This is a genomic window from Pseudomonas oplopanacis, from assembly GCF_057128725.1.
Genome location: NZ_JBSKHV010000003.1, coordinates 362,866 through 388,634, shown reverse-complemented (window position 1 = coordinate 388,634; position 25,769 = coordinate 362,866). Strand labels below are relative to the sequence as shown.

The following is a 25,769-nucleotide window of genomic DNA, read 5'->3' as shown; positions in this document are numbered from 1 at the left end:
AGGATTCAATATAAAAAATAGGTAAACAGATGGCTTTAGCCGTCACACCCCCAAGGATAGACGGCAATTGCAAGGACTCAGCTCAATATGGAGATGGTCCCCAAGTATTTCAAGGCGCGCGGCAGATTGTCGCAATCGAGACTGTCCAGCCAGTGTAAATCAGCCCAACTGCGCAGCCAGGTGAACTGACGCTTTGCCAATTGGCGCGTGGCAATGATTCCACGCTCCTGCATCTCGGCTTGTGTCAGCTTGCCATCCAGGCAATCCCAGACTTGTCGGTAGCCTACCGCACGTATAGACGGCAACCCGGAATGCAGGTCACTTCTCTTACGCAGGGCTACGACCTCGTCAATGAATCCCTGTTCCAACATATTCGTGAATCTTTGTTTAATTCGATCGTGCAGTACCTGGCGATTTGCCGGAGCAATGGCCAAGTTCGCGACAGTATAGGGCAATTGTTGCAGTCCCGAAGCGGCTGCTTCGGTACTTTGCACAGATTGTCTCAGTCGCAGCTCGGTCATGCTCTGACCGCTGACGCGATAAACTTCCAATGCCCGACTGAGTCGCTGCGGATCGTTTGGATGAATACGCGCGGCAGACTCAGGGTCAATCGCCGCCAATTGCTCGTGCAGCGCTTGCCAGCCAAGGCGTGCAGCCTCTTCCTCGATCTGCGCGCGGACGTCTGGATCGGCCGCGGGCATGTCCGCCAGACCTTCGACCAAAGCCTTGTAATAGAGCATTGTGCCGCCCACCAGCAGCGGAATTTTTCCCCGCGCGGTGATATCGGCCATCGCTTCCAGGGCATCACGACGGAAATCGGCGGCCGAATAGCTCTCGGCCGGGTCGAGAATGTCGATCAATCGGTGCGGAAATTCGGCCAGGATTTCTTTTGAAGGTTTGGCGGTGCCGATGTCCATGCCCCGATAGACCAGCGCCGAATCGACACTGATCAGCTCGCACGGCAGGACCTTGGTCAGCTCGATGGCCAGGTCGGTCTTGCCCGCAGCGGTCGGGCCCATCAGGAAAATCGCTGGAGGGAGCTGGCTCATCAACGACCGCGCAAGAACAATTTGTCCAGATCGTCCAGGCCCAATTGGGTCCAGGTCGGTCGGCCATGGTTGCATTGACCGCTGCGTTCGGTGTTTTCCATGTCGCGCAGCAGACCGTTCATTTCCGGGATCGCCAGGCGCCGATTCGCACGCACCGCGCCGTGGCAGGCCATCGTCCCAAGCAGTTCGTTCAGATGCGCCTGGACCCGGTCGCTAGTGCCGTATTCCATCAGGTCCGCCAAGACATCGCTGACCAGTCGATTGGCTTGCGCCTGCTTGAGCAAGGCCGGAATTTGCCGGATGGCCAGGGATTCAGGCCCCAGGCGCTGCAATTCAAAGCCCAGGCGCAGGAACAATGCAGCGTGCTCTTCGGCACAATCGGCTTCGCGCTGGCTGACAGCCAGGGATTCCGGCACCAGCAGCGGCTGGCCGCTCAGGCCTTCGCTGGCCATGGCGATTTTCAGGCGCTCGTACATGATCCGCTCGTGAGCCGCATGCATGTCCACCAGCACCAACCCCTGGGCGTTTTCCGCCAGGATGTAGATGCCTTTGAGCTGCGCCAGGGCGTAACCCAGCGGCGGAATATCGTCCTGCCCGGCTGGCAGCGCGGCCGCATTGGCCTCTGGCAACGGCGCGAAGAACTCACGGTACGCAGCCTGGGCTTCGGCAACCGGGACGCCGGATTGCGGGCGTGGCGTGTATTGATACTGATAACCGGCGCCAGCGCCCGAGCCAGCCGGGGTATTGAACGACGGCTGCGCCTGAGGTTGCTCCAGCAGCGCATTGGCCGCCAGACGCATTTCACCCTGCGGGCCGAACTCACCGGCATCGAGGCCGGTTGGACGCACGATGGCCGTTGCCACCGGTGCGGCCAGATGATCTTCGGGACGCACATCGCCCAAGGCGCGGTGCAACGTGCCGTAGAGGAAATCGTGAACCATGCGCCCGTCACGGAAGCGCACTTCGTGCTTGGTCGGGTGCACGTTGACGTCGACGCCCGCCGGATCCACTTCGAAAAACAGCACGAACGTCGGATGCCGGCCGTTGAACAGCACATCGCGATAGGCCTGGCGCACCGCGTGGGCCACCAGTTTGTCGCGCACCGCGCGGCCATTCACAAAGAAATACTGCAAATCTGCCTGGCTGCGGTTGAACGTCGGCAGGCCGACCCAGCCCCACAAATGCAGGCCATTGCGCTCGATTTCGATCGGCAGCGCCTGCTCCAGGAACCCCGAACCGCAAATCGCCGCCACCCGCCGGGCACGGGCCGCGTCGTCATGGGCTTCGTGCAGGCTGAGGATGGTCTTGCCATTGTGGCGCAGGTGGAACGCGACATCGAAGCGCGCCAGCGCCAGACGCTTGATCACTTCTTGCAGGTGATCGAATTCGGTTTTTTCGGTCTTGAGAAACTTGCGACGCGCCGGGGTGTTGAAGAACAGGTCGCGCACTTCCACCGAGGTGCCCACCGGATGCGCGGCCGGCTGCACACGCGGCGCCATGTCTCGGCCTTCGGTTTCGACCTGCCAGGCCTGATCGGCATCGCGGGTGCGGGACGTCAGGGTCAGGCGCGCCACGGAGCTGATCGACGCCAGTGCTTCACCGCGAAACCCGAGGCTCATGACCTGTTCGAGGTCTTCCAGATTGCGGATCTTGCTGGTGGCGTGTCGCGCCAGCGCCAACGGCAGGTCATCGGCAGAAATGCCGCTGCCATCGTCGCGCACGCGCAGCAGCTTGACGCCGCCCTGCTCGACATCGACATCGATGCGCTTGGCGCCGGAGTCGAGGCTGTTTTCCAGCAACTCCTTGATCACCGAAGCCGGGCGCTCGACCACCTCACCGGCGGCAATCTGGTTCGCCAGTCGCGGGCTGAGCAGCTCGATGCGAGCGCTGTTGATCACGACCTGATTCATTCTTTCGCCGCCAACTCTGTGCCTGGAATGGTCAGGTGCTGACCGATTTTCAGCTCATCATTCGACAGGTTGTTGGCGCTGCGCAGCGTGGCAGGTGACACCTGATAACGCACGGCAATCATCGCCAGGGTTTCACCCGGGCTGACGCGATGATCACGTGGGCCTTGAGCGATTTTTCCGGAATCGCGCAGCCAGGCAATATAAGTGCCCGGTGGCGGGTTTTGCTGGAAGAACTGGCGCACGCCGCTGCTGATCGAACGTGCCAGCGCCTGCTGGTGATTCGAGGAGGCCAGTTTCGAGGCTTCGTTGGAGTTGGAGATGAACCCGGTTTCCACCAGGATCGACGGGATGTCTGGCGACTTCAGCACCATAAACCCGGCTTGTTCCACACGCTGCTTGTGCAGCGGTGTGACCCGCCCGATGTTGCTCAGGACTTTCTGGCCGACGTTCAGGCTGGACGTCAACGACGCGGTCATCGACAGGTCGAGCAGCACACCCGCGAGCATGCGGTCCTTGTCATCGAGGCTGACGTTGCCGGCACCGCCGATCAAGTCGGAGCGGTTTTCACTGTCCGCCAGCCAGCGGGCCGTTTCCGAGGTCGCGCCGCGATCAGACAGGGCGAACACCGACGCACCGAAGGCGGCGGCCGACGGCGCGGCGTCGGCGTGGATCGAAACGAACAGGTCGGCGCCCTTCTTGCGGGCGATTTCGGTTCGGCCACGCAGCGGAATGAAGTAGTCGCCGGTACGAGTCAGTTCGGCGCGGAAGCCTTTCATGCCATTGACCTGACGCTGCAATTCACGGGCGATGGCCAATACCACGTCTTTTTCCTTCTGACCGCGAGAGCCTGAAGCACCCGGGTCTTCACCGCCGTGGCCGGCGTCGATCACCACCAGGATGTCGCGCTTCCCGGCAGGAGCAGGTGGCAGTTTGATCGCCGGCTCAACCGGCGTGACGGGCACGGCCGGCATCGTGGCGACCGAAGGGGTCGGCGTCGGAGCCGGGCTTGGCGACGGCGCGGCATCGGCGGCGTTATCAAACAGATCAACCACCAGCCGATTGCCATACTGGGCGTTGGGGGCCAGGGAGAAGCTTTTCGGGGTCACGGCCTTCTTCAGGTCGATAACCACCCGCAGGTCAGTCGGCGTGCGTTGCGCCGAGCGCATGGCGGTGATGGGTGTATTGGAAGTGTTGACGTTCAACGGCGCACCGAGCGTCGCGCCATTGATGTCGATCACCAGCCGATCCGGAGCGGTGAGGGTGAACACGCTGTGTTGCACCGGCCCGGTCAGGTCGAACACCAGCCGTGTGTTGTCCGGCGCCCGCCACAGGCGAACACTGTTGACCTTTGTGTCGGCCACAGCGTCGACGGTCACCGCCAAAAACAACAATCCTACGGCAGCTACCATCGCGCGAAAGCGCATACCTGACCCCATCATTTAATTGGATTCCAATGCCAAAGCGGCACACCAGGCCTCGCCGCGCGAGCCCCGGGATAAAATTTTCAGCGAACGCCCGCTGTCTTGCGGGCTAATGGTAATGGTCAGGTCAGGCTTTGGCAAAAAGCCTGCACCTTTATCGGGCCATTCGATCAGGCACAGCGCGTCGTCGTCGAAATAGTCGCGAATGCCCAGGTACTCCAGCTCTTCCGGATCGACCAAACGGTACAAGTCGAAATGAAAGGCGCGAATGTCGCCGATCTCATAGGGCTCGACCAGGGTAAAGGTCGGACTTTTCACGGCGCCTTCATGCCCCAAGCCGCGAATGATACCCCGCGACAGCGTGGTTTTACCCGCCCCCAGGTCCCCTTCCAGAAAAATCAGACCATGCCCTTGGGTGGTTTTTGCGATGCGTGCGCCAAAGGCCGTCATCGCCTCTTCATCAGCCAGGTACAGGGTTACTTCAGACACGGTGCTTGCTCCTCCAACAACTGACGAATGGCCGGGATCAGATCACTGGCCGCCAGCCCACGGCCATTTTTACCTTGTTGCGCACCCGCATTGGCGTGCAGCCAGACCGCCAGGCACGCGGCGTCGAACGCCGGCATGCCTTGAGCCAGCAATGCGCCGACCAGACCGGCCAGCACATCACCCAAGCCGGCGGTGGCCATGGCCGGATGGCCTTGATGACACACGGCGAGGCGCCCATCGGGACTGGCGATCAAGCTGCCAGCGCCTTTCAACACCACGACCGCTGTATATTTTTTGCTCAACGCATGCGCCGCCGCCGGGCGATCAGCCTGCACCTGGGCGGTGCTGATCCCGAGCAACCGCGCCGCTTCGCCCGGATGCGGCGTGATCACGCAATCCTTGGGCAAGTTCACGCGTTCTTCGGCCAGCAGGTTCAAGGCATCGGCATCCCAGACTTGCGGCAACGGTGCATTGGCGGCCGCCGACAGCAAACTACGCCCCCAGGACGCCTGCCCCAAGCCAGGGCCGACCACCAATACGGAAACCTTTTGCAGCAAATCCATCAACTGGTTGGCCGACGAAGTGCCGAGCACCATGGCTTCAGGCATTCTCGCCAGTGCGGCAGGCACATGCTCACTGCGGGTCGCCACGGAGACCATGCCGGCGCCGCTGCGCAGGGCGCTTTGTGCGCTCAGCAGGATCGCGCCCCCCAAGCCGAGATCGCCGCCGATCAGCAGCACATGGCCGAATTTGCCTTTGTGCGACGTCGGCGCTCGTGGTGCAAGACGCGGCAAGTTGCCGCTCGTCAGGCGTCGGGCGCTGATCGCCGCGGCCTCGACTAACTGCGGGTCGGCGTGCAAATCATTGAAAACCAGTTCTCCGACCACGTCTGCGGCATCACCGGTGAACAGCCCCAGCTTCAAACCGATGAAGGTGACCGTGAGATCGGCGTGCACCGCTGCACCGAGGATGCGACCGGTATCGGCGCAAAGGCCCGAAGGGATATCCACCGCCGCCACTGGCAATCCGCAGGCATTGATTGCCGCGATAGCGTCAGCGTAAGGCGCACGTACTTCCCCCGTCAGACCGGTGCCGAGCAAAGCATCGAGCACGACGCCGCGCAATCCGGATTGTGCAGACCAGGGTTCAATCAGTACTTTTTCCGACACCGCCTCGGCATACGCCAACGCCGCATCCCCCTGCAAACGTTGGGGATCGCCTACCGCCAACACGCGAACCGACCAACCCGCACGCTTGGCCAGCACGGCCACCAGATAACCGTCGCCCGCGTTGTTGCCGTGCCCGGACAGCACCGTCAACTCATTCGCCGACGGCCATTGCCGGACCATCGCCCGCCAGGTCGCTCGCGCCGCGCGCTGCATCAACTCGAAGCCCGGTGTGCCGGCCGCGATCAGGCTCGCATCGAGCCCACGGACCTGCGCAGCGCTATACAGCGCGTCGGGTAAATCATCTTTAGTGTGCGGCATGCGTCTTCGGGCTCCGATGTCTGGCAGAATTATACGCACCTCAGCTCCGGTTTCTCTCACCTCATGCCCGCAATTACCACAGACCTGCCCGCCCTCGCCCAGTCCATCAAGGACTGGGGCCGCGAGCTGGGCTTTCAGCAAGTAGGCATCAGCGGCCTCGACCTGGCCGAGCATGAGCAGCACCTGGAGCGCTGGCTCGCCGCCGGCTACCACGGCGAAATGGACTACATGGGCGCCCACGGCAGCAAACGCTCGCATCCGGAAGAGCTGGTGCCCGGCACTTTGCGCGTGGTTTCCCTGCGCATGGACTACCTGCCCGGCGACACCCAAATGGCGCAAATGCTGGCCCAACCGGAAAAAGCCTACGTCTCGCGTTATGCCTTGGGCCGCGATTACCACAAATTGATTCGTAAACGCGTGCAACAACTGGCCGACAAAATTCAGGCCCAGATCGGCCCGTTTGGTTTCCGCGCCTTCGTCGACAGCGCCCCGGTGCTGGAGAAAGCCATCGCCGAGCAGGCCGGTTTAGGCTGGATCGGCAAAAACACCTTGGTCCTGAATCGCAAGGCCGGCAGTTACTTCTTTCTCAGCGAGTTGTTTGTCGATTTGCCATTGCCGGTCGACCCGCCCCACTCCACAGAACATTGCGGCCGCTGCACCGCGTGCCTCGACATCTGCCCGACCAACGCCTTCGTCGGCCCGTACGTACTGGACGCCCGGCGCTGCATTTCCTACCTGACCATCGAGCTGAAAAGCGCGATCCCGGAAGATCTGCGGCCACTGATCGGCAACCGGGTGTTTGGTTGCGATGACTGCCAGATCGTCTGCCCCTGGAACCGCTTCGCCCGTCCGTCCGGCGAAAGCGACTTCAAACCGCGGCACAATCTGGACAACGCTGAATTGGCCGAGCTGTTCATGTGGGACGAGGAAAAATTCCTCAGCAGCACTGAAGGCTCCCCATTACGCCGGGCGGGTTATGAGCGTTGGTTGCGTAATCTGGCGGTGGGGTTGGGCAATGCGCCGTCGAGCATCCCGGTGCTGGAAGCGCTGAAGGCGCGCAGGGATTACCCGTCGGAGTTGGTGCGTGAGCATGTCGAGTGGGCGCTCAAGCAACACGCCGACCGTCAGGCTTCGTCGTTGTAGACGAACTTCGGCATTTCCCAGTGGAAACGAATCGCCAGCAGCCGCAGCAGAAAACCGCCAAAAAGCGTGATCAAAATCGCTTGTTCGCCGGGTAATTGCAGGTAGATGCAGAGCATGTAGCACCACGCCGCTGCGAACGAAACGCTGGCGTAGAGCTCTCGGCGGAAGATCAACGGGATGTCGTTGCAGAAGATGTCGCGCAAGATGCCGCCGAATACGCCGGTGATCACGCCGCTGACCGACGCCACCAGCATGCCGTGGCCCATTTCCAGAGCAGTCATGCAGCCGATCAGGGTGAACGCCACCAGGCCCACGGCGTCGAGCACCAGGAACAGCGAGCGCAGGTGGCGCATCCAGCGCGCGGTGAAGACGGTCACCATGGCGGCGACCGAGGTCAGCACCAGGTATTCCGGGTGTTTGACCCAGGTCAGCGGATAGTGGCCGAGCAGTACGTCGCGCACCGAGCCGCCGCCCAGCGCCGTGATACAAGCAATCAGCACCACGCCAAACCAGTCCATGCCGCGACGGCCAGCAGACAGCGCGCCGGTCATGGCTTCGGCGGTGATGGCAATCAGGTAAAGCATCAGCAACATGGCGGCGGTCCTTGCAGAAAGGCGCGCAGTCTAGCCATTTCGGTGCAGCACCAAAAGAGGGCGATCACCCAGGAAGACCGAGTCGTCTGCTTCGCGGGCTAGCCTTGCCCCCACGGGCACAACGCAGATCCCGTAGGAGCCGGCTTGCTGGCGATGGCGTACTCAAGGGCGCCATCGCCAGCAAGCCGGCTCCTACAGTCCGTATTCCAGATTTAAAATTTGATGAAATGCTTGCGGTAGTGCTGCAACTCGGCAATCGACTCGCGGATGTCGTCCAGCGCCAAATGAGTGCTACCTTTTTTGAAGCTGTCGCGCACGTCCGGCGCCCAGCGTGCGGCCAACTCTTTGAGGGTCGACACGTCAAGGTTGCGGTAGTGGAAGTAGCTTTCCAGGGATTTCATGTGCGTATAAAGGAAGCGACGGTCCTGGCAGATGCTGTTGCCACAGATCGGAGACTTACCCTTCGGCACCCATTTTTCCAGGAAGGCGATGGTCTCGGCTTCGGCTTCGGCCATGCTGATGCGGCTGTCGCGAACGCGCTGGGTCAAGCCCGAGCCGCCGTGTTGACGGGTGTTCCACTCGTCCATGCCGGCGAGGATCTCGTCGCTGTGGTGGATGGCGATCACCGGACCTTCGGCCAAGGTGTTCAAGTCACTGTCGGTGACGATGGTGGCCATCTCGATGATGACGTCGGTATCAGGGTTCAGACCGGTCATTTCCAGGTCGATCCAGATCAGATTCTGCGGGTTTTGCATGTGTCGGCTCCTAGGCAATGCTGCGCAGTTTAGCCTAGGCAACCGGCGGGGCGTGCTAAACTCGCGGCCGTTTTACCTAATCGCTGCATTCTTGATACGGAACACCCATGGCCAAACGCCAACTCAATCGTCGTCAAAACTGGCGCATCGAAAAGATTCAGGGCGAACGCGCTGCCCGCGCCGCCAAACGCGAGTCCTCGGCTGTCGAGGCACTTGAGGGTGGCGACCTGGGTCCGGAACAGACCGGCCTGGTGATCGCGCACTTCGGTGTACAGGTTGAAGTCGAAGCCCTCGATGGCGATTTGGCCGGCCAGGTATTCCGCTGTCACTTGCGCGCCAACCTCCCGGCGCTAGTGACCGGCGATCAGGTGGTCTGGCGTGCCGGTAACCAGGGCATCGGCGTGATCGTGGCGCAACTGCCGCGCAAAACCGAACTCTGCCGTCCGGACAGCCGTGGCCAGCTCAAGCCTGTGGCCGCCAACGTCGACATGATCGTCATCGTCTTCGCCCCGCTGCCCGAGCCTCACGCCAACCTGATCGACCGTTATCTGGTTGCTGCCGAGCACGCCGGTATCCGGCCGCTGCTGCTGCTCAACAAATTCGACTTGATCGATGAGCAGAACGCCCCGGCGCTGAACGCCTTGCTGGCGGTCTACCGCACGCTTGGTTACCCGGTACTGGAAGTGTCGGCGCATCACGGCAACGGCATGGAGCAACTGCAGGAGCAACTGGACGGGCGCATCAGCGTGTTCGTCGGCCAGTCCGGCGTCGGCAAGTCGTCGCTGGTCAACAGCCTGCTGCCGGAAGTCGAAGCCCGTGTCGGTCCGTTGTCCGAGCTGTCCGGCCAGGGCACTCACACCACGACCACCGCGCGATTGTTCCACTTCCCTGGTGGCGGTGAGTTGATCGACTCCCCGGGTATTCGTGAATTCGGCCTGGGCCACGTCAGCCGCGCCGACGTCGAAGCCGGGTTCATCGAGTTCAACGACCTGATCGGCACCTGCCGTTTCCGCGACTGCAAGCACGACCGCGAACCGGGTTGCGCCCTGCTCAAGGCCCTCGAAGAAGGTCGCGTGCAGCAGCAACGGATGAACAGCTACCGCTCGATCATCGCCAGCCTGCCTGAAACCAGCTACTAAACAGACGCGCCCACCGCCCCGACACTGACGGGACGGTGGGCCGCTTGTTGCGACCTACACATTTCCCCTCGGATTAAACGTCAGACTCCTCTGTAGGACTTCCGCGCGCCTGTTTGAAGGACTCTTCTCTTTAACCGCGCAGGCCTTGTTGCGGCCATTCAAGTGCATACATTCAAGCCCTCTTCGCATTCCGGCGATACCGAGGGACAACCATGCAAACCTATCATTTGTTCATCAGCCATTCGTGGAACTACCCCCACGCCCACGACAATCTCGTGCGCCTGCTCAACGCCAAACCCGGCTTCACCTTCAAAAACTTTTCAGTGCCGACAGACAACCCGATTGTCGACGCGCAGACCGACAAACAACTGGAAGCCGCCATCGAAAACAAGATTCGTCCGTGCTCGGCGGTGCTGATCATGGCGGGGATGTATTCGACCTACAGCAAGTGGATCAACAAGGAGATCGAGATCGCCAAGCGGATGGGCAAGGTGATCATTGCGGTCAAGCCGTTTGGGGCCGAGCGGATTTCCACGGTGGTGCGTGATGCCGCGCACGCCGAATGTGCGTGGAACACCAACAGCATCGTCAACGCCATTCGCCTGCACACGGCGGTGTAACCATGCGCAAGGGACTGTTCATCGGCATCAACCACTACACGCATGTGTCGCCATTGAGCGGCTGCAACAACGACGCGATGGCCATGGCCTCGGTACTGGAACGCCACGCCAACGGGCGTCCGAACTTCAGCAGCAAGGTCCTGACCTCGGCGGAGGAAAACCTCACTCACACAAACCTGAAGCAGCAGATCCAGAGTCTGTTTTCCGGTGATTGCGACGTGGCGCTGCTGTACTTCGCCGGTCACGGCCAGTTTGATACCAGCATCGATGAAGGCCTGCTGATCCCGCAGGATTTCGGTCAGGGCGTCGAAGGCATCCGCATCAGCGACATCCTCAACTGGGCGGAAAACGCCCCCCACATCAAAAACAAAATCATCATCCTCGACTGCTGCCAGGCCGGCGCGGCGGCCGCGATGCGCGGGTTGCGCGGTGGCAGCAGCGTGATCAGCGAAGGCATGACCATTCTCACCGCCTGTAAAAAAGACCAGGTGGCGCTCGAAGGTCGCGGCCACGGCGTGTTTACCGACCTGTTGCTGCAAGCACTGCACGGCGGAGCCGCCAATGTCTTGGGTAAGGTCACGCCCGGCAGCGTGTATTCGTTCGTCGACAACGCACTTGGGGCATGGGAACAACGACCGGTGTTCAAGACCAACGTCTCGCAATTTGTGCCGCTGCGCGAAGTCACGCCGCTGATTGCCGAAGAAACCCTGCGCAAGCTCAAGGACTGGTTCCCGGAACCTAGCTACGTGTTCCCGCTGGACCCCAGCTACGAACCGACCGAGGCCGCGTTCGATCCCGACAACGGCGAAATCTTCAAGCAACTGCAAAAGTGCAACCGCCACAGCTTGATCGAACCGGTCGACGCCGAGCACATGTACTACGCCGCCCTGCATTCCACCGGCTGCCGCCTGACCGCCCTCGGCGCCTATTACCGCGAACTCGCGATCAAGGGACATTTCTGATGCCTGTGTTTATCAGCTACCGCCACACCGACCGCGCCCATGCGATGGCCATTAACACCCGCCTGACGCAGGCAAACATCAAGACCTACCTCGATGTGCTGGACGCGGAATCGCAAACCACTGAAGACATCACCACCGTCATCACCCGCAACATCACCGAATGCACACACCTGATGGCCGTGGTTTCGGAGCAGACTGCACAGTCGTGGTGGGTGCCGTTCGAAATCGGCGAAGCGACCATCAGCAATCGCCGGATCTGCTCGTACAAGATCGGCCCCAGCGCGCTACCGCTGTACCTCGATAAATGGCCGAAATTGAGTGGTGAGAACGATATCAACTTCTTTATCGACGCCTATCGCGAGGAGTTGCTCTCCAAGCGCTCAATGGGGCTGGAGTCGTTCAGCGAATCCGTTCGCGGCACTTACCGGCGTGATGCCGAGTTGTTCCACGACCAGCTCAAGAACCGTATTCGACGGGGTTTCTGACAGGCACAAAAAAGCCGACATCGCTGTCGGCTTTTTTGTGGGTCACTGCTTCGGCGGTTCAGCCGGTTTCGGTGCCGGGTTTTCAAAGATATTCAAACGTTCACGAAGCTCATGGGCCGGCAGCGGTTCTTTATCCGCCGGCAAAGCGTTCGGATCAACTGGCTTGGCCGGCACTTCGCCCGGACCGCCCTGCCCTTGTACTGCGGGGGCTGGTGCCGGTTCTGGCGCAGGTTCTGCACCTTGTGAACCTTCAATGGCCTTTTGGGCTTTCTTGGTCAGTACCACGATGTCGATGCGGCGGTTGATCGGATTGAACGGATTCTCACGGTCGAACAGGGCCGACGAGGCGTAACCGACCACCCGCGCGACCTGTTGATCCGGATAGCTGCCGGCGACCAGCGCACGGCGAGCGGCGTTGGCACGGTTGGCCGAGAGTTCCCAGTTGCCGAAATCACCGGTGCCCGAGTACGGCTTGGCATCGGTGTGGCCGCTGATGCTGATCTTGTTCGGCACCGCTTTGATGGTGTCGGCCATGGCCAGCAGGATGTCTTCGAAGTACGGTTTCAGACGCGCACTGCCGGAGTCGAACATCGGGCGGTTTTCGGCGTCCATGATCTGGATGCGCAAACCGTCCTGCGTGATCTCGAACAGGATCTGGTCCTTGAATTTCTGCAGCTGCGGATTTTCATCGACCTTGTTCTGCAATTCTTGCAGCAACAGTTCCAGGCGTTCCTTCTCGACCTGCTCGGCCATGCCTTCGACCTGTTCGGTGTCGACAGTGACGCGGTCTGGCTGCGGCTGGGATTTCACCTCGGGGTTGAGGGTTTTCTCCGGCGCCAGGGTCGGGGAGCCGCCCAGATCGATGATGTACGGCGTGCCACTTTCGGTAAAGCCGACCGGGTCTTTGAAGTAACCGGCGATGGCGATCTTCTGTTCCGGTGTGGCGGTGGACAGCAGCCACAGCACCAGGAAGAACGCCATCATCGCCGTCGCGAAGTCAGCGAAGGCGATTTTCCAGGAGCCCCCGTGATGCCCGCCCGCGTATTTTTTTACGCGCTTGATGATTATCGGCTGGTTATTTTCCATGACTTAGCGACCGCGAACCGCTTGTTCCAGCTCAGCGAAGCTAGGACGGTGCGCCGGGTACAGAACCTTGCGACCGAACTCTACAGCCAGCGATGGCGGCATGCCGGACGCCGAAGCCACCAGCGAAGCCTTGATGGCCTCGTAGACGTTCAGCTCTTCCTTGGCATCGTGGGCCAGGGCATGGGCCAGCGGGCCGAAGAAGCCGTAGGCGGCGAGAATACCGAAGAAGGTACCGACCAGTGCCGCACCCACGTGCACGCCGATCATTTTCTGATCGCTTTCACCCAGGGAGGCCATGGTCACCACGATACCCAGTACCGCCGCGACGATACCGAAACCCGGCATCGCATCAGCAATACCGTTCACCGCGTGGGACGGGTGATCGAGGTCTTCCTTGAGGCTGGTCAGTTCCATGTCGAACAGGCCTTCCAGCTCGTGGGGAGCCATGTTGCCGGACGACATGATGCGCAGGTAATCGCAGATGTACGCGGTCATGCGGTCATCTTTGAGCACCGCCGGGTACTTGGCGAAAATCGGGCTCGCGGCAGCATCTTCGATGTCGCCTTCGATGGCCATCATGCCTTCGCGGCGGCTCTTGTTGAGGATCTCGTAAATCAGCCCCAGCACTTCAAGGTAAAAAGTGTGGTTGAAGCGCGAGCTGAACATCCCGAAGGCTTTCTTCAGAACGTTTTTGACCATATGGCCAGGGTTGGCTTGCAGGAATGCGCCAAAGGCTGCGCCACCGATAATCATCACCTCGAAAGGCTGGATAAGGGCAGCAATCTTGCCGTGGGAGAGCACGTACCCGCCGAGCACGCTCGCGAATACGACAATGATGCCGAGAATTTTAGCCATAGGTAGGAGAGCACTTACTGAGTCGGGTTCAAGGTCATATTCGGAGGTCGAAAAATCTCTTCTTCTCCTTATCGGCAAAACTGCGCCAGACTATAGCCCGTTCAAGCGAAAAGCTAATTTAGCCTACTCCGGGCATAGGTAATGCAGACGAAGATTGCGTCCAACCATGGCTAACCAGACGAACATTCCCACTCAAAAACCAACGACACTCGAAGGCTGGGTCAAGCTTCTCGATGGCGTGCGCCTGCCGGTTCCGCAGGAAAGCCATGACCGTGTCTGCAGGGCCATCGCCGATAATCGCAGCTCGCTGCGTGATATCGCCGAACTGATGCAAGACAGCCCGGCCCTGGCCTTGAGCATCATTCGTGAAGCCAACCGCCATACCCACGGCAGCATGACCGAGCCTGCGGAAAACCTTGAGGTGGCGATCAATCGCCTCGGTTTGAAACGCACCGAAGAACTGCTCGCCCGCCTCCCCGCCGAACCCCAAATGCAGATCCCGCTTGCCTTGCGCCAGCTGCAATTGATCAGCCAGCACGCGACGCAACAGGCCAATGGTTTTTTTGCCAGTCGCCTGGCGCGGCTGTGGCAGGACATTCATTGGGGCAGTCTGCTGTTCCTCTCGCCGCTGTGGCCGATGGCGTTGACCTATCCGCAATTGCTCGAAGAATGGGAGCTGCGGGTCATCCATAAAGGTGAGTCGGCGCGCAAGGTCGAAAAACAGTTGTTCGGCGTGCGCCTGCTGGACATTTGCCAGGCCCTGGTGACCATTTGGCGCCTGCCGGTGTGGGTGGAACAGGGTTATCGCCTGCTGCTGACCGAGCAGCGCGAACTGGTCAAAGTGCTGCGCATTGCCCGCGACAGCGATCATCCGTTGCGCCAGCAAAACCGCCTCGATGACGATCCGACCTTGCGCCGCTGGCTCAATCAGCCGGCCAATACCGTGCTGCTGGCCAACGGTCTGGCGCTGTCGGCGCAACAGGCGTGGGACAGCCCGCACAGCGAGCGCTGGCAATACCTGACCAGTCTTTACCTGCAAACGCCGATGGCCGACGTGCAGCAGCAGTTGCACCAACAGGCCGCCAACAGCGCCCGGCTGCATGCCATGCCGGACCTCTGGCACCCCGCCGTTTCGCTGCTCTGGCCGTGGGGCATGAACCGTGTCCACGCCGCCTTGCTGCCGGCCCCGGCGCCGACCACCGAAGACCTGGCAAAGTGGCGCAGCCAATGCGCCGAGTTGCTGGTGGAGCCAAGCCCGTTCACCAACGCGATGCACTTGACCACCTCCGCCCGGGACGCTTTGGTCGCGTGCGGCATGCGTCGGGTCATGATCTTGATGGCCGACCGCACGCACGCCAATCTGCGGGTGCATCAGGTTGCCGGTTTGCCCACAGAAACGGCGGGGCTGAATTTCGTGGTTAGCCAGAGCTCCGTGCTGCAACGTTTGCTCTCGCAGCAGGCTCAGGTGCGCCTGACACCGGCCAACACCGCGCAGTTCTCGGCGTTGCTGCCTGGCAACCTGCGTGCGCAGTTCCGTGGCGAACACTTGATCCTGCGCTCGCTGGTCAATAATGGTCGGGTGATCATGGTGGTGGTGGCGGATCAGGGCGGCGGGCCGTTCTCGGAAATCACCGTGCAAGCCTTCGGCAAAACCGCGCAGTGCATCGAGAAAGCCTTGAACACCTTTAGCCACCGCGGCCAATGACGCTGCGCTACAATCCACCCTTTTGTGCCCTGGAGACCTCACATGCCTGACTTCTCTGGCTTGCCGCTGGTGATCGAGCCGAGCGACTTGCTCCCTCTTCTCGAGACCCGCAATCTGATTCTGGTGGACCTGACCAGCAGCGCCCGCTATGCCGAAGGGCATATTCCCGGCGCGCGTTTTGTCGATCCGAAACGCACTCAACTCGGTCAGGCACCTGCACCGGGGCTGATGCCGCCGCAAGCGGCACTTGAAGCGCTGTTTGGCGAGTTGGGCCACAACCCCGATGCGGTGTACGTGGTGTATGACGACGAAGGTGGCGGCTGGGCCGGGCGTTTTATCTGGCTGCTGGACGTTATCGGTCACCGTAAATACCACTACGTCGACGGCGGTCTGACGGCCTGGCTGGCAGAAGGTATGCCGATGTCGATCCAGATCCCGGCCCCCGCTGGCGGCCCGGTGAAGTTGACCCTGCACGACGAACCTACCGCGACCCGCGAGTACCTGCAAAGCCGTCTCGGCGCCGCCGACCTGGCGATCTGGGACGCGCGCGGGCCGCTGGAATACTCCGGCGAGAAAGTGCTGGCGGCCAAGGCCGGCCACATTCCGGGCGCCGTCAATTTCGAATGGACTGCGGGCATGGATCAGGCGCGCAACCTGCGCATCCGCACCGACATGGCGCAGATCCTCGAACAGCTAGGGATCAGCAAAGACAAAGAAGTCATTACCCACTGCCAGACTCACCACCGTTCTGGCTTCACTTATCTGGTGGCCAAATCCCTCGGTTATCCGCGGGTCAAAGGCTACGCCGGTTCCTGGGGCGAATGGGGCAACCACCCCGACACCCCCGTAGAGATTTAAGGTTTAAGGACAGTTAATGAACAAGCGTCTGTTTATCCTCAGCCAATACCTGCTGCCCCATCACTTGCTCTCGCGACTGGCCGGCTGCATTGCCGAATGCCGCGTGCGCTGGTTCAAGAACGCCTTTACCGCCTGGTTTGCCAAGCGTTATCAGGTGGACATGTCCCAAGCGCTGGTCGAAGACCTGACCGCCTACGAGCACTTCAACGCGTTCTTCACCCGTGCGCTGAAAGACGGCGCTCGTCCATTGGACGAAACCCCGGGCGCGATCCTCAGCCCAGCCGATGGCGCAGTCAGCCAGCTCGGCCCGATCGAACACGGTCGCGTGTTCCAGGCCAAGGGCCACAGCTTCAGCGTGCTGGAGTTGCTGGGCGGTGACGCAGCCAACGCCGCGCCATTCATGGGCGGTGATTTCGCCACGATTTACCTGTCGCCGAAGGACTACCACCGCGTACACATGCCGCTGGCCGGCACCCTGCGCGAGATGGTCTACATCCCGGGCCGGATCTTCTCGGTCAACCAGACCACTGCCGAAAACGTCCCGGAGCTGTTTGCCCGCAACGAGCGTGTGGCGTGCATTTTCGACACCGAGCGTGGGCCGATGGCCGTGGTCCTGGTGGGCGCGATGATCGTTGCATCGATCGAAACCGTCTGGGCCGGGCTGGTCACACCGCCGAAACGTGAACTGAAAACCTTCCGCTACGACGAAGCCGCCCGCGCACCGATCCATCTGGAGAAAGGTGCGGAACTGGGTCGCTTCAAACTGGGTTCGACCGCTGTCGTGCTGTTCGGCCCAGACCAGGTCAAGTGGGCCGAAGAACTGGCGGCCGGTTCGCCGGTGCAGATGGGCCAGGGCATGGGCCTGCCAAACGCCTGATCCGCTGACCCGCCCTGTCGAGTATTTTCGACAGGGCGGATACCCTTCCTTTTTGGTTGTCCCGCGCTGATGGACATAGCTGCTACAGTCAGGTCATTCACTGCCCATTGACCGGCTGGAGTTTTTCCACGGCATGAATGAGAACACTCCCCACCTGCTGCTTAACGCCCACGTCCCCGCGCAACTGCGCCTGACTTTCTGCGAAGCCACTCCGCGCGACCTCAAGCGCTGGATCGCCGCCCTGCCCAAAGCCAACATCGGCGAAACCGCCCGCCAGCTCTATCAAGCCCTGGGCGAACTCAACCAACTGCTGACCCCAAGCGCCAACCGCCTGCCCATGCTCGAGTTGCTCAGGCCCGAGGTGTATTACGTCTGCAAACACCTGGAGCGGCATTTCCTGCACCAGGCGATTGTCCTCGACGAACGTTCGCGCAAGATCGCCAATCTCTGCCAGGCCCTGCAAGGTCATTTGGCGATCGGCTACAAACAGATCGTCATCCGTATCTCGCCGCGTTTCAGCAAGGACCGTGCGCCGTTGCTGGCGCAAGCGTTGCAACGGGCAATTCATTGCCTGAACGGCCAGTTGATCCGCGCCACTCAGCTCTACTGCCCGGTGCCGGACGGTGTGTGGCTGGAGTTGCATCAGCTGTACCGGATCGGCTGCGAACATCGACTGCAACACCTGAGCCTGCGCGATGAGCTGGCCAGCCAGACGCCCTCCCTGAGCATCGAACAGACTTACGCCGCCGCCCTGCTGCTGGGTGCGTCACGCTGCAATCAATTGCGCCAGAACCAGATCGCTCGCCTCGCCGAAGCGCTGGAAGCCTGGAGTCACCGGGTCAAACTACAGGCGGATGGACTGTTCGCCATCGCCCCGGACCTCGATACCGGCCCGCGTTACCGCGGCAAGTTCCGGGCCGAGCAGCAGGCCGATTTGCTGGGGATTGATCCGCAGCCACTGGTCGACGCCATCGAAACACACTTGCAAGGTATTAAAGGCGACTTGCCCGTGCCGACAGGCCTTAGCGTGGACACGCTGCAACACCTGCACGCGGCCTGGGGACAAGCGTCCGAGCGCAGTTTTCAGCGAACGGCCGGTCAAGGTACGTTGACCCTGTGCGTGGGGATGAGCGCACTGCACTTTTATCTCGGCGGGCAGCGCTCATTCAGCGACCTGTTGAAAAACCCTGGCAACCGGCTCGCGCAGTTTTCGGCAATGCCTGCGGCCAGTCGGGACAGCGACCCTTGGCATCAGGCGTTCGATGCCGCATCACAGGGCACGGGCGATGCCTTGCTGCCCTACGAGGAAATTGAATACCCGCAACTGCAAAACGACGACAGCCAAGAGGCCGACAGCAACCGGCATTTTCCGACCTATGCCCTGCCCGTCATCAATCACAGCCCCGGTGGTTATTGCCTGGCCTGGCCCAACGCGGTGCCCGCCGAGCTACAGGCCGGGGAAATGGTCGGGATCGAGGATTCAGTCAATAAAGGCTGGAGCATTGCGGTCGTGCGCTGGATTCGCCAAGTGCGCGGTGGCGGTACGCAGATGGGCATCGAGCTGGTCGCGCCCTTCGCCGAGCCTTGCGGGCTGCAATTGGTGCGCAACAGTGATGACCACAGCCATTACTTGCGTGGCTTGTTGCTGCCGCAAATCAGCGCCATCGACCTGCCCGCCACCGTGCTCGCCCCGCGCCTGCCGTTTCAGGAAGGCAATAAGGTGCTGATCAACACCAACGGCCAGGAACGCCGGGCCGGGCTGGATCGGCGGGTGGCGAGCACCAACAGTTTTAATCAGTTTGCTTATCGGTCGCTGGAAGCGAGCAGAAACGACAACGCCGCGGGGAGCGGCGTTGAGGAGGTGTTTGATTCGTTGTGGCCTTCGCTTTGAGTGCGGCCTGAAGGACCGCGGCGCGTCCTTCGCGAGCAGGCTCGCTCCCACAATAGATCACTGGCGTTCACGAGTGGTGTGTTCACAGCAGATCAAATGTGGGAGCGAGCCTGCTCGCGAAGAGGCCCGATCACGCAAGCGAGAAATCAGAGCTGCCCGTCGCGATCGCGGAAACCCAACAGGTACAGCACGCCATCCAGCCCAAGCGTGGAAATCGCCTGCTTCGCCGACTGCTTCACCAACGGCTTGGCGCGGAACGCCACGCCCAACCCGGCAATCGCCAGCATCGGCAGATCGTTGGCGCCGTCGCCGACCGCGATGGTCTGCTCCAGACGCAAACCTTCTTTATGCGCCAGCTCGCGCAGTAGATCCGCCTTGCGCTGCGCATCGACAATCGGCTCGACCGCCACACCGGTGACCTTGCCGTCGACCACTTCCAGTTCGTTGGCAAATACGTAGTCAATGCCCAACTTGGCCTGCAATTGCTTGGCGAAGTAGGTGAAGCCACCCGACAGAATCGCGGTCTTGTAACCCAGGCGCTTGAGTTCGGCGAACAGGGTTTCGGCCCCTTCGGTCAGGCGCAGGGACGCACCAATCGAATCCAGCACGCTGACGTCCAGGCCTTTGAGCAAGGCCAGACGCTCTTTGAAGCTCGCGCGGAAGTCCAGCTCGCCGGCCATCGCCCGCTCGGTGATTTCAGACACCTGATCGCCCACGCCAGCCGCCTTGGCCAGTTCGTCGATGACTTCGGCTTCGATCAGGGTCGAGTCCATGTCGAACACCGCCAGGCGACGGTTGCGACGGAACAGCGAGTCTTCCTGAAAGGCGATGTCGACGTTCAGTTCCTGCGCAACGCTGAGGAACTCGGCCCGCAACGCCTGCGGATCAGCCGCTTCGCCACGCACGGAAAACTCGATGCAGCCCTTGCCCTTGTCGGCTGGAGTGTCCAGTGGCATGCGCCCGGACAAGCGATCGATGTGATCGATGTTCAGGCCATATTTGGCGGTGATCGAGCTCACGGCCTGCAATTGCCCGGCGGTCACTTTGCGGGTCAATAGCGTCACGATGTGGCGCTTTTTGCCCTGATTGCCGACCCACTGCTGGTAATCCTCTTCGGACACCGGCGTGAAACGCACCTGCTGGTCGAGCTCGTAGCCCTTGAACAGGATGTCCTTGAGCACCGATTTGCCTTGCTCGGTACCAGGAATTTCAACCAGGATGCCAAACGACAGGGTGTCGTGGATCACCGCCTGACCGATGTCGAGAATGTTCACACCACCCTGGGCCAGAACGCCGGTAATGGCCGCAGTCAGACCCGGACGGTCGACTCCCGTGATGTTTATCAGGACGATTTCGCGCAAGGCGCACCCCCGCAAGTGGAAAAAAACCGCATTCTACCCACTTTCAGTGACCATCGGGCACCGTGAGCGCTTTGCCGGTCTAGGGCCTGTCGCTATACTGCGCGTCAACTTCACGGACAAAAGAGCCGAGCTCAAGTGAACCGGCCCACGCCAGTAAAAACCGATAACTTCTTTCTGCTGATCTTCCGGGCACTGCGCCATCGCCGTGTACCGATTGCATTGCGCATCGCCAGCCATAACGTGATCCTGGTCGCTCTGGCCCTGGTGATCTACGCCTGCGTGATGGGTTTGCAGTTCAAGCAGGCCATGCACGAGCAGGCTGATGCGCTGGGCGAAAGCCTGACCACGCAGACCGCCACGTCCGCCACGGAGCTGTTGGTGTCCAACGACATCCTCAGCCTCAACGTGCTGCTCAACAACCTGACCAAGAATAAACTGGTGGCCCACGCCGCCATTTATAGCGTGGATAACCGCATCCTCGCCGAAGCCGGTCAGCGCCCCAAGCACAGCCTGTTGGGCGAAGCCGAGGGCATGTACCAGAGCAAGATCACGTTCCAGGACGTGACCGCCGGGCAACTGCGCATCAGCCTGGACATGGATCAGTTCCAGCAGCCGATGACCATCAGCCTGCAAAGCATGGGCATTTTGAGTGCGATTCTGCTCGCCCTGTCCCTGGCCTTGAGCCTGCGACTGGGTCGGCATATCTCCACGCCACTGCTGCAATTGCGCGTGTGGCTGCGCAATATCGACGAATACACCCCGGCCACCGAGCGCCAGGATGAAATCGGCGACCTTGCCCGTCAGCTGCACGCCAATTTCGCGCCGGAGCCCGCCGAACCAGAGCCTGCGCCAGAGCCCGAGTACGACGACAGCGACTACGAAGACGCGGACGACAACGAGCCGTCCTTCGAAGTGCGCAACTTGCGTGACCCGAGTTTCGACGAAACCAAGCCTGTGGCCGCACTCAAACCGGCGCCGCGGCACATTGTCAGCACCGCTGAAGACGATGACGACGATGACGCGTTTGCCGATCTGCGTGACGAGTCCGCCGCCAGCGCGCCGAAACCGGTCGCAAAACCGGTGATCTCGAACGTGCCGCAACACAGTGCAGTCCTGGCCGTGCAACTGGGCGCCCAGGATCAACTGCGTCGCCTGCCTCGCACACGCCTGGAAGAATTGCTGAAGCGCTATCGCGACTGCCTCGATCAGGCCGCTTCGCTCTACCAGAGTGAACTGCATACCCTGAACGATGGCAGCACGCTGATGCTGTTCCACACCGAAGACAGCGGCGACGACTACCTGACCAACGCCATCTGCTGCGGTGAGCTGCTGCGGGCCCTGGGCCATCAATTGCAGATCGAAGTCGCGGACAGCGGCATCACCCTGCAATTGCAGCTGGGCCTGACGCTGGGCGAGGAATTGTTCGGTATGAGTCAGATCGACTTGCTGCTGACCGAATCCGCTCAGGACGCCCTGGCCCTGTCGCAACACAGCCGCAACCTCCTGCTGGTGGAGCGCAAGATCAGTGACGATGCGCTGATCCGTCAGCGTGCACGGATTCGTCCGATTGCCAGCCCTGAGGGCGCTTGCTGCGTGGAGCGGTTGATGGAGCCTTATCCATCGATGCTGGAGCGGCAGTTGGCACGGATGCATGAACGACGGGCGTAAGCACTAGCCGAGATGCAAAAGAAACCCGCAGATGAGTGATCATCTGCGGGTTTTTTGTTATCTGTTCTGGCCCCTTCGCGAGCAGGCTCGCTCCCACAGGGATCGTCTGTGGACACAGATTCTGTGGTCATCAGAGATCCACTGTGGGAGCGAGCCTGCTCGCGAAAGGGCCCTCAGCAGCACCGAAGACCTCCAGCCTGCAGAAACAACAAAGCCCGCACAAGGCGGGCTTTGTCTTGGATCAGTCCAGGCTCAGAACCTGAACACTTCCATATCGGTCCGGATCGGCGAAGCCATCGGGATCTTCGGTTGTTTCTCTTGCTCTGCCGCCGGAGCCACAGGCTTGGCAGCCGGTTTCTTTGGCGCTTCAGCAATCGGCGGCTGATTAGCCAATGGCTTCAACGCCACCGACAATTGCTCCGCCAGACGCTGCAACAGCACACCCTGAGCCTGAACCTGCGCCGCTGTACCGCCCGCGTGCTGTTCCTGCAAATGAATGATGCGGTTATCGCGAACCTGGCCACGACGGTCGATCAAACGCCATTGCGCATCGAGGATTGCCGGTTGCGACTCACCGGAGTCCAGGCGCGTAATCGTCAGCAGCACTTGAACATCCGGCGTGAAGCCGAGGGTCGCAGGCGCCAGCACAACGCGCTGACTGTCCAGACGACCGGCCACCTGACGCAGCAACAACTGATCGATGTCCGAAGACAAGCTCCCGGCCCAACGACCGTCGGTCGACGCCTGAAGGCTGCCATCGGGCTGACGCTGCAACAGGGTTTCGCGTTGCAGGTAATCAGCAACAGTTACCGGGCCCAACAATACCGCCATGCCCGCGCTTTGCGCAGGCGCAACCGGACTTCCGCTGTCCAGTTGATACAGCGACACCGGCTGGTGAACGCTGCAACCCGCCAGGCCTAAAACGCCAGCGAGCATCAAAATAAAAGGAAGGCGCAGAGCAGTCATCGTCCCATCCAGGTGGCCGCCACAAGGCTGACCACAGTGAAAATACTCAATAAATATGAAGAACGCTCGGCCACGCCGGCGCTTGAAAGGCCATATCATCCGTGAATATGCGTTCCGACTCCAGCGCCAATGCGTCGATCTACGCGTTAAATCGTAGATCGAGCGCTCTAGGACGCTTAATTGAGGTTTTCGACGAGCAGCGCATCTACCCTCTGGAAGCCACGTGGCAATTTGTTACCACGACGTCCACGCTCACCTTTGTAGTGTTCGAGGTCGTCTGCTTTCAGTGACAAGGTACGTTTCCCGGCCTGCAGCACCAAAGTGGCACCCTCCGGCAGCACGGCGATGTCCGTGACATATTCTTCGCGATTGGCCACACGCTCACCGGTGATGCCGATGATCTTGTTGCCTTTGCCCTTACCTAATTGTGGCAGGTCGCTGATCTTGAAGATCAGCAGGCGACCTTCGGTCGTGACCGAGGCCAGCCAGTTGCTCTCGCGATCCGCTACCGGGCGCGGAAGTATGACTTTCGAGTTGCTCGGCAGGCTCAGCAACGCCTTGCCGGCCTTGTTCTTGGCCTGGAAATCTTCACCTTTGACCACGAAACCATACCCGGCGTCGGAAGCGATCACGTACAGCGAATCGTCTTCCGGCATCAACACGCATTCGAAGCTCGCACCTGGCGGTGGCGTCAGACGACCGGTCAGCGGTTCGCCCTGGCCACGGGCCGATGGCAACGTGTGCGCCGCCACCGAATAACTACGACCGGTGGAGTCGATAAACACCGCAAACTGGTTGGAGCGCCCGGCCGCCAGGGCCTTGAAACCGTCCCCGGCCTTGTAGGAAAGCCCGGTGGCGTCGATTTCGTGACCTTTGGCAGAGCGGACCCAGCCTTTTTCCGACAGCACGACCGTCACTTTCTCGTTCGGCAGCAGGTCGTGTTCGGTCAGGGCCTTGGCCTCGGCGCGCTCGACAATCGGCGAACGACGGTCGTCGCCATAGGTTTCGGCGTCCTTGATCAGCTCGGTGCGCACCAGTTTTTTCAGCTTGGCTTCGCTGCTCAGCAGCGCTTGCAGCTTGGCTTGTTCCTTGAGCAGTTCATCCTGCTCGGCACGCAACTTCATCTCTTCCAGTCGCGCCAACTGACGCAAACGGGTGTCGAGGATGTAGTCGGCCTGGATTTCGCTCAGGGCGAAACGCGCGATCAGGGCGGCCTTTGGATGCTCCTCGGTACGGATGATATGAATCACTTCATCCAGGTTGAGGTAGGCGATCAACAAACCGTCCAACAGGTGCAGGCGACGCTCGACCTTATCGAGGCGGAATTGCAGGCGGCGACGCACGGTCTGCACACGGAATTCCAGCCACTCGACCAGCAGCGCCCGCAGGTTTTTCAGCTGCGGCTTGCCGTCCAGGCCAATGATGTTGATGTTGACGCGGTAGCTCGACTCCAGCTCGGTGCTGGCGAACAGGTGCGTCATCAGTGCATCGTGGTCAAAGTTTTTGCGCGCGCCGGGAATGATCACGATGCGGCACGGGTTTTCGTGGTCGGACTCATCGCGCAGGTCAGCGATCTGCGGGGCCTTGGACGGCTTGGCCTGCATCATCGCGGCGATCTGTTCCAGCACCTTGGCACCGGACACCTGGTGCGGCAGGGCGGTGACAATGATGTCGCCGTCTTCGATGTGGTACACGGCGCGCATGCGCACCGAGCCCTTGCCGGTTTCGTACATTTTCAGCAGGTCGGCGCGCGGGGTGATGATTTCCGCTTCGGTCGGGTAATCCGGGCCCTGGATGTGTTCACAGAGCTGTTCGACCGTGGCTTTGGGCTCATCAAGCAAACGCACGCACGCCGTCGCGACTTCGCGCAGGTTGTGCGGCGGTACGTCGGTGGCCATGCCCACGGCGATGCCGGTGGTGCCGTTGAGCAGGATGTTCGGCAAACGTGCCGGCAACACCAGCGGCTCGTCGAGGGTGCCGTCGAAGTTCGGGCCCCAGTCCGCGGTGCCCTGGCCCAATTCACTGAGCAGCACTTCGGAATAACGCGACAGCCGTGCTTCGGTGTAACGCATGGCGGCGAAGGACTTGGGATCATCCGGCGCACCCCAGTTACCCTGACCGTCGACCAGCGTGTAGCGGTAGCTGAACGGCTGGGCCATCAGGACCATGGCTTCGTAGCAGGCCGAGTCGCCGTGCGGGTGGAACTTGCCGAGCACGTCACCGACGGTACGCGCCGATTTCTTGTGCTTGGAATCGGCGTCCAGCCCCAACTCGCTCATCGCGTAGATGATGCGTCGCTGTACCGGTTTCAGGCCGTCGCCGATATGCGGCAAGGCACGGTCCATGATCACGTACATGGAGTAGTTGAGGTAGGCATTTTCGGTGAAGTCAGCCAGTGACCGGCGTTCTACACCGTCCAGGCTGAGATCAAGGGAGTCGCTCATGCGGG

General features: G+C 61.1%; 22 protein-coding genes. 10 read left to right on the top strand and 12 right to left on the bottom strand.

The window, feature by feature from the left end:
- Window positions 1–77: 77 nt before the first annotated feature.
- The 5 genes from miaA to ACWKV5_RS09665 are packed head-to-tail and all read right to left on the bottom strand — an operon-like array spanning window position 78 to window position 6,356.
- Entirely contained in the window at window positions 78–1,049 is a 972-nt protein-coding gene (miaA, locus tag ACWKV5_RS09685; RefSeq protein WP_483841095.1) for a tRNA (adenosine(37)-N6)-dimethylallyltransferase MiaA, read from the bottom strand.
- Window positions 1,049–2,959 (bottom strand): DNA mismatch repair endonuclease MutL, encoded by a 1,911-nt coding sequence (gene mutL / locus ACWKV5_RS09680; protein WP_483841094.1) that lies wholly within the window; start codon window positions 2,957–2,959, stop codon window positions 1,049–1,051. Before mutL ends, miaA begins: the two co-directional genes overlap by 1 nt.
- The gene (locus ACWKV5_RS09675; RefSeq protein ID WP_483841093.1) at window positions 2,956–4,398 is read right to left on the bottom strand and encodes an N-acetylmuramoyl-L-alanine amidase; all 1,443 of its coding nucleotides are present in this window, start codon (window positions 4,396–4,398) and stop codon (window positions 2,956–2,958) included. The genes mutL and ACWKV5_RS09675 overlap by 4 nt, the downstream gene beginning before the upstream one ends.
- Complete coding sequence (tsaE, locus tag ACWKV5_RS09670; protein WP_483841092.1) at window positions 4,399–4,869, bottom strand: tRNA (adenosine(37)-N6)-threonylcarbamoyltransferase complex ATPase subunit type 1 TsaE; 471 nt, start codon at window positions 4,867–4,869, stop codon at window positions 4,399–4,401. It lies immediately after the preceding gene.
- Window positions 4,857–6,356, bottom strand: coding sequence for an NAD(P)H-hydrate dehydratase (locus ACWKV5_RS09665; RefSeq protein ID WP_483841091.1), 1,500 nt, complete (start codon window positions 6,354–6,356; stop codon window positions 4,857–4,859). The genes tsaE and ACWKV5_RS09665 overlap by 13 nt, the downstream gene beginning before the upstream one ends.
- Before the next feature lie 63 nt (window positions 6,357–6,419).
- Here ACWKV5_RS09665 and queG point away from each other — a divergent pair, with 63 nt between their 5' ends.
- Window positions 6,420–7,499: a tRNA epoxyqueuosine(34) reductase QueG gene (queG, locus tag ACWKV5_RS09660; protein ID WP_483841090.1), complete on the top strand. Its 1,080-nt coding sequence runs from the start codon at window positions 6,420–6,422 to the stop codon at window positions 7,497–7,499.
- Here queG and ACWKV5_RS09655 read toward each other — a convergent pair.
- Together ACWKV5_RS09655 and orn are read right to left on the bottom strand one after the other, a co-directional pair.
- Window positions 7,481–8,092: a trimeric intracellular cation channel family protein gene (locus ACWKV5_RS09655; protein WP_027921991.1), complete on the bottom strand. Its 612-nt coding sequence runs from the start codon at window positions 8,090–8,092 to the stop codon at window positions 7,481–7,483. The two genes, queG and ACWKV5_RS09655, sit on opposite strands and share 19 nt — an antisense overlap.
- 212 nt (window positions 8,093–8,304) lie before the next feature.
- A complete protein-coding gene (orn, locus tag ACWKV5_RS09650) occupies window positions 8,305–8,847 on the bottom strand; it encodes an oligoribonuclease (protein WP_007995036.1) in 543 nt (180 codons plus the stop codon).
- 107 nt (window positions 8,848–8,954) lie between these two features.
- Between orn and rsgA the strand changes: the two genes are divergently transcribed.
- The 4 genes from rsgA to ACWKV5_RS09630 all read left to right on the top strand — a co-directional run bounded on the left by rsgA (window position 8,955) and on the right by ACWKV5_RS09630 (window position 12,053).
- The gene (rsgA, locus tag ACWKV5_RS09645) at window positions 8,955–9,986 is read left to right on the top strand and encodes a small ribosomal subunit biogenesis GTPase RsgA (protein WP_008153263.1); all 1,032 of its coding nucleotides are present in this window, start codon (window positions 8,955–8,957) and stop codon (window positions 9,984–9,986) included.
- Between the two features lie 212 nt (window positions 9,987–10,198).
- Window positions 10,199–10,606: a TIR domain-containing protein gene (locus ACWKV5_RS09640; RefSeq protein ID WP_483841089.1), complete on the top strand. Its 408-nt coding sequence runs from the start codon at window positions 10,199–10,201 to the stop codon at window positions 10,604–10,606.
- Between the two features lie 2 nt (window positions 10,607–10,608).
- Window positions 10,609–11,568 carry a caspase family protein gene (locus ACWKV5_RS09635; RefSeq protein WP_477794780.1) on the top strand — a complete coding sequence of 320 codons (960 nt, stop codon included), beginning with the start codon at window positions 10,609–10,611 and terminating at the stop codon, window positions 11,566–11,568.
- On the top strand, window positions 11,568–12,053 hold the full coding sequence (locus ACWKV5_RS09630) for a toll/interleukin-1 receptor domain-containing protein (protein WP_140668292.1): 486 nt from the start codon (window positions 11,568–11,570) through the stop codon (window positions 12,051–12,053). The genes ACWKV5_RS09635 and ACWKV5_RS09630 overlap by 1 nt, the downstream gene beginning before the upstream one ends.
- 42 nt (window positions 12,054–12,095) lie before the next feature.
- Here ACWKV5_RS09630 and motB read toward each other — a convergent pair whose 3' ends face one another.
- The gene (gene motB / locus ACWKV5_RS09625; RefSeq protein ID WP_483841088.1) at window positions 12,096–13,139 is read right to left on the bottom strand and encodes a flagellar motor protein MotB; all 1,044 of its coding nucleotides are present in this window, start codon (window positions 13,137–13,139) and stop codon (window positions 12,096–12,098) included.
- A gap of 3 nt (window positions 13,140–13,142) precedes the next feature.
- Window positions 13,143–13,994, bottom strand: coding sequence for a flagellar motor stator protein MotA (motA, locus tag ACWKV5_RS09620; RefSeq protein WP_027921997.1), 852 nt, complete (start codon window positions 13,992–13,994; stop codon window positions 13,143–13,145).
- A 166-nt stretch (window positions 13,995–14,160) separates the two neighbouring features.
- Here motA and ACWKV5_RS09615 point away from each other — a divergent pair, with 166 nt between their 5' ends.
- The 4 genes from ACWKV5_RS09615 to ACWKV5_RS09600 all read left to right on the top strand — a co-directional run bounded on the left by ACWKV5_RS09615 (window position 14,161) and on the right by ACWKV5_RS09600 (window position 19,325).
- Window positions 14,161–15,699: an HDOD domain-containing protein gene (locus ACWKV5_RS09615; protein WP_483841087.1), complete on the top strand. Its 1,539-nt coding sequence runs from the start codon at window positions 14,161–14,163 to the stop codon at window positions 15,697–15,699.
- A gap of 42 nt (window positions 15,700–15,741) precedes the next feature.
- On the top strand, window positions 15,742–16,557 hold the full coding sequence (locus tag ACWKV5_RS09610; protein WP_483841086.1) for a rhodanese-like domain-containing protein: 816 nt from the start codon (window positions 15,742–15,744) through the stop codon (window positions 16,555–16,557).
- Between the two features lie 16 nt (window positions 16,558–16,573).
- Window positions 16,574–17,434 (top strand): archaetidylserine decarboxylase, encoded by an 861-nt coding sequence (gene asd, locus ACWKV5_RS09605; protein ID WP_131058796.1) that lies wholly within the window; start codon window positions 16,574–16,576, stop codon window positions 17,432–17,434.
- Window positions 17,435–17,567: 133 nt separating this feature from the next.
- Window positions 17,568–19,325, top strand: a complete 1,758-nt coding sequence (locus ACWKV5_RS09600) for a molecular chaperone (RefSeq protein ID WP_483841085.1) — start codon at window positions 17,568–17,570, stop codon at window positions 19,323–19,325.
- 146 nt (window positions 19,326–19,471) lie between these two features.
- Here ACWKV5_RS09600 and serB read toward each other — a convergent pair whose 3' ends face one another.
- On the bottom strand, window positions 19,472–20,686 hold the full coding sequence (serB, locus tag ACWKV5_RS09595) for a phosphoserine phosphatase SerB (RefSeq protein WP_090176300.1): 1,215 nt from the start codon (window positions 20,684–20,686) through the stop codon (window positions 19,472–19,474).
- A gap of 135 nt (window positions 20,687–20,821) precedes the next feature.
- Here serB and ACWKV5_RS09590 point away from each other — a divergent pair, with 135 nt between their 5' ends.
- On the top strand, window positions 20,822–22,354 hold the full coding sequence (locus ACWKV5_RS09590; RefSeq protein WP_483841084.1) for an AhpA/YtjB family protein: 1,533 nt from the start codon (window positions 20,822–20,824) through the stop codon (window positions 22,352–22,354).
- A gap of 252 nt (window positions 22,355–22,606) precedes the next feature.
- Here the strand turns inward: ACWKV5_RS09590 and ACWKV5_RS09585 are convergent, their stop codons facing one another.
- Together ACWKV5_RS09585 and parC are read right to left on the bottom strand one after the other, a co-directional pair.
- Window positions 22,607–23,320, bottom strand: coding sequence for a PqiC family protein (locus tag ACWKV5_RS09585; RefSeq protein WP_483841083.1), 714 nt, complete (start codon window positions 23,318–23,320; stop codon window positions 22,607–22,609).
- Window positions 23,321–23,496: 176 nt separating this feature from the next.
- On the bottom strand, window positions 23,497–25,764 hold the full coding sequence (parC, locus tag ACWKV5_RS09580) for a DNA topoisomerase IV subunit A (RefSeq protein WP_027922005.1): 2,268 nt from the start codon (window positions 25,762–25,764) through the stop codon (window positions 23,497–23,499).
- Between the last annotated feature and the right edge of the window lie 5 nt (window positions 25,765–25,769).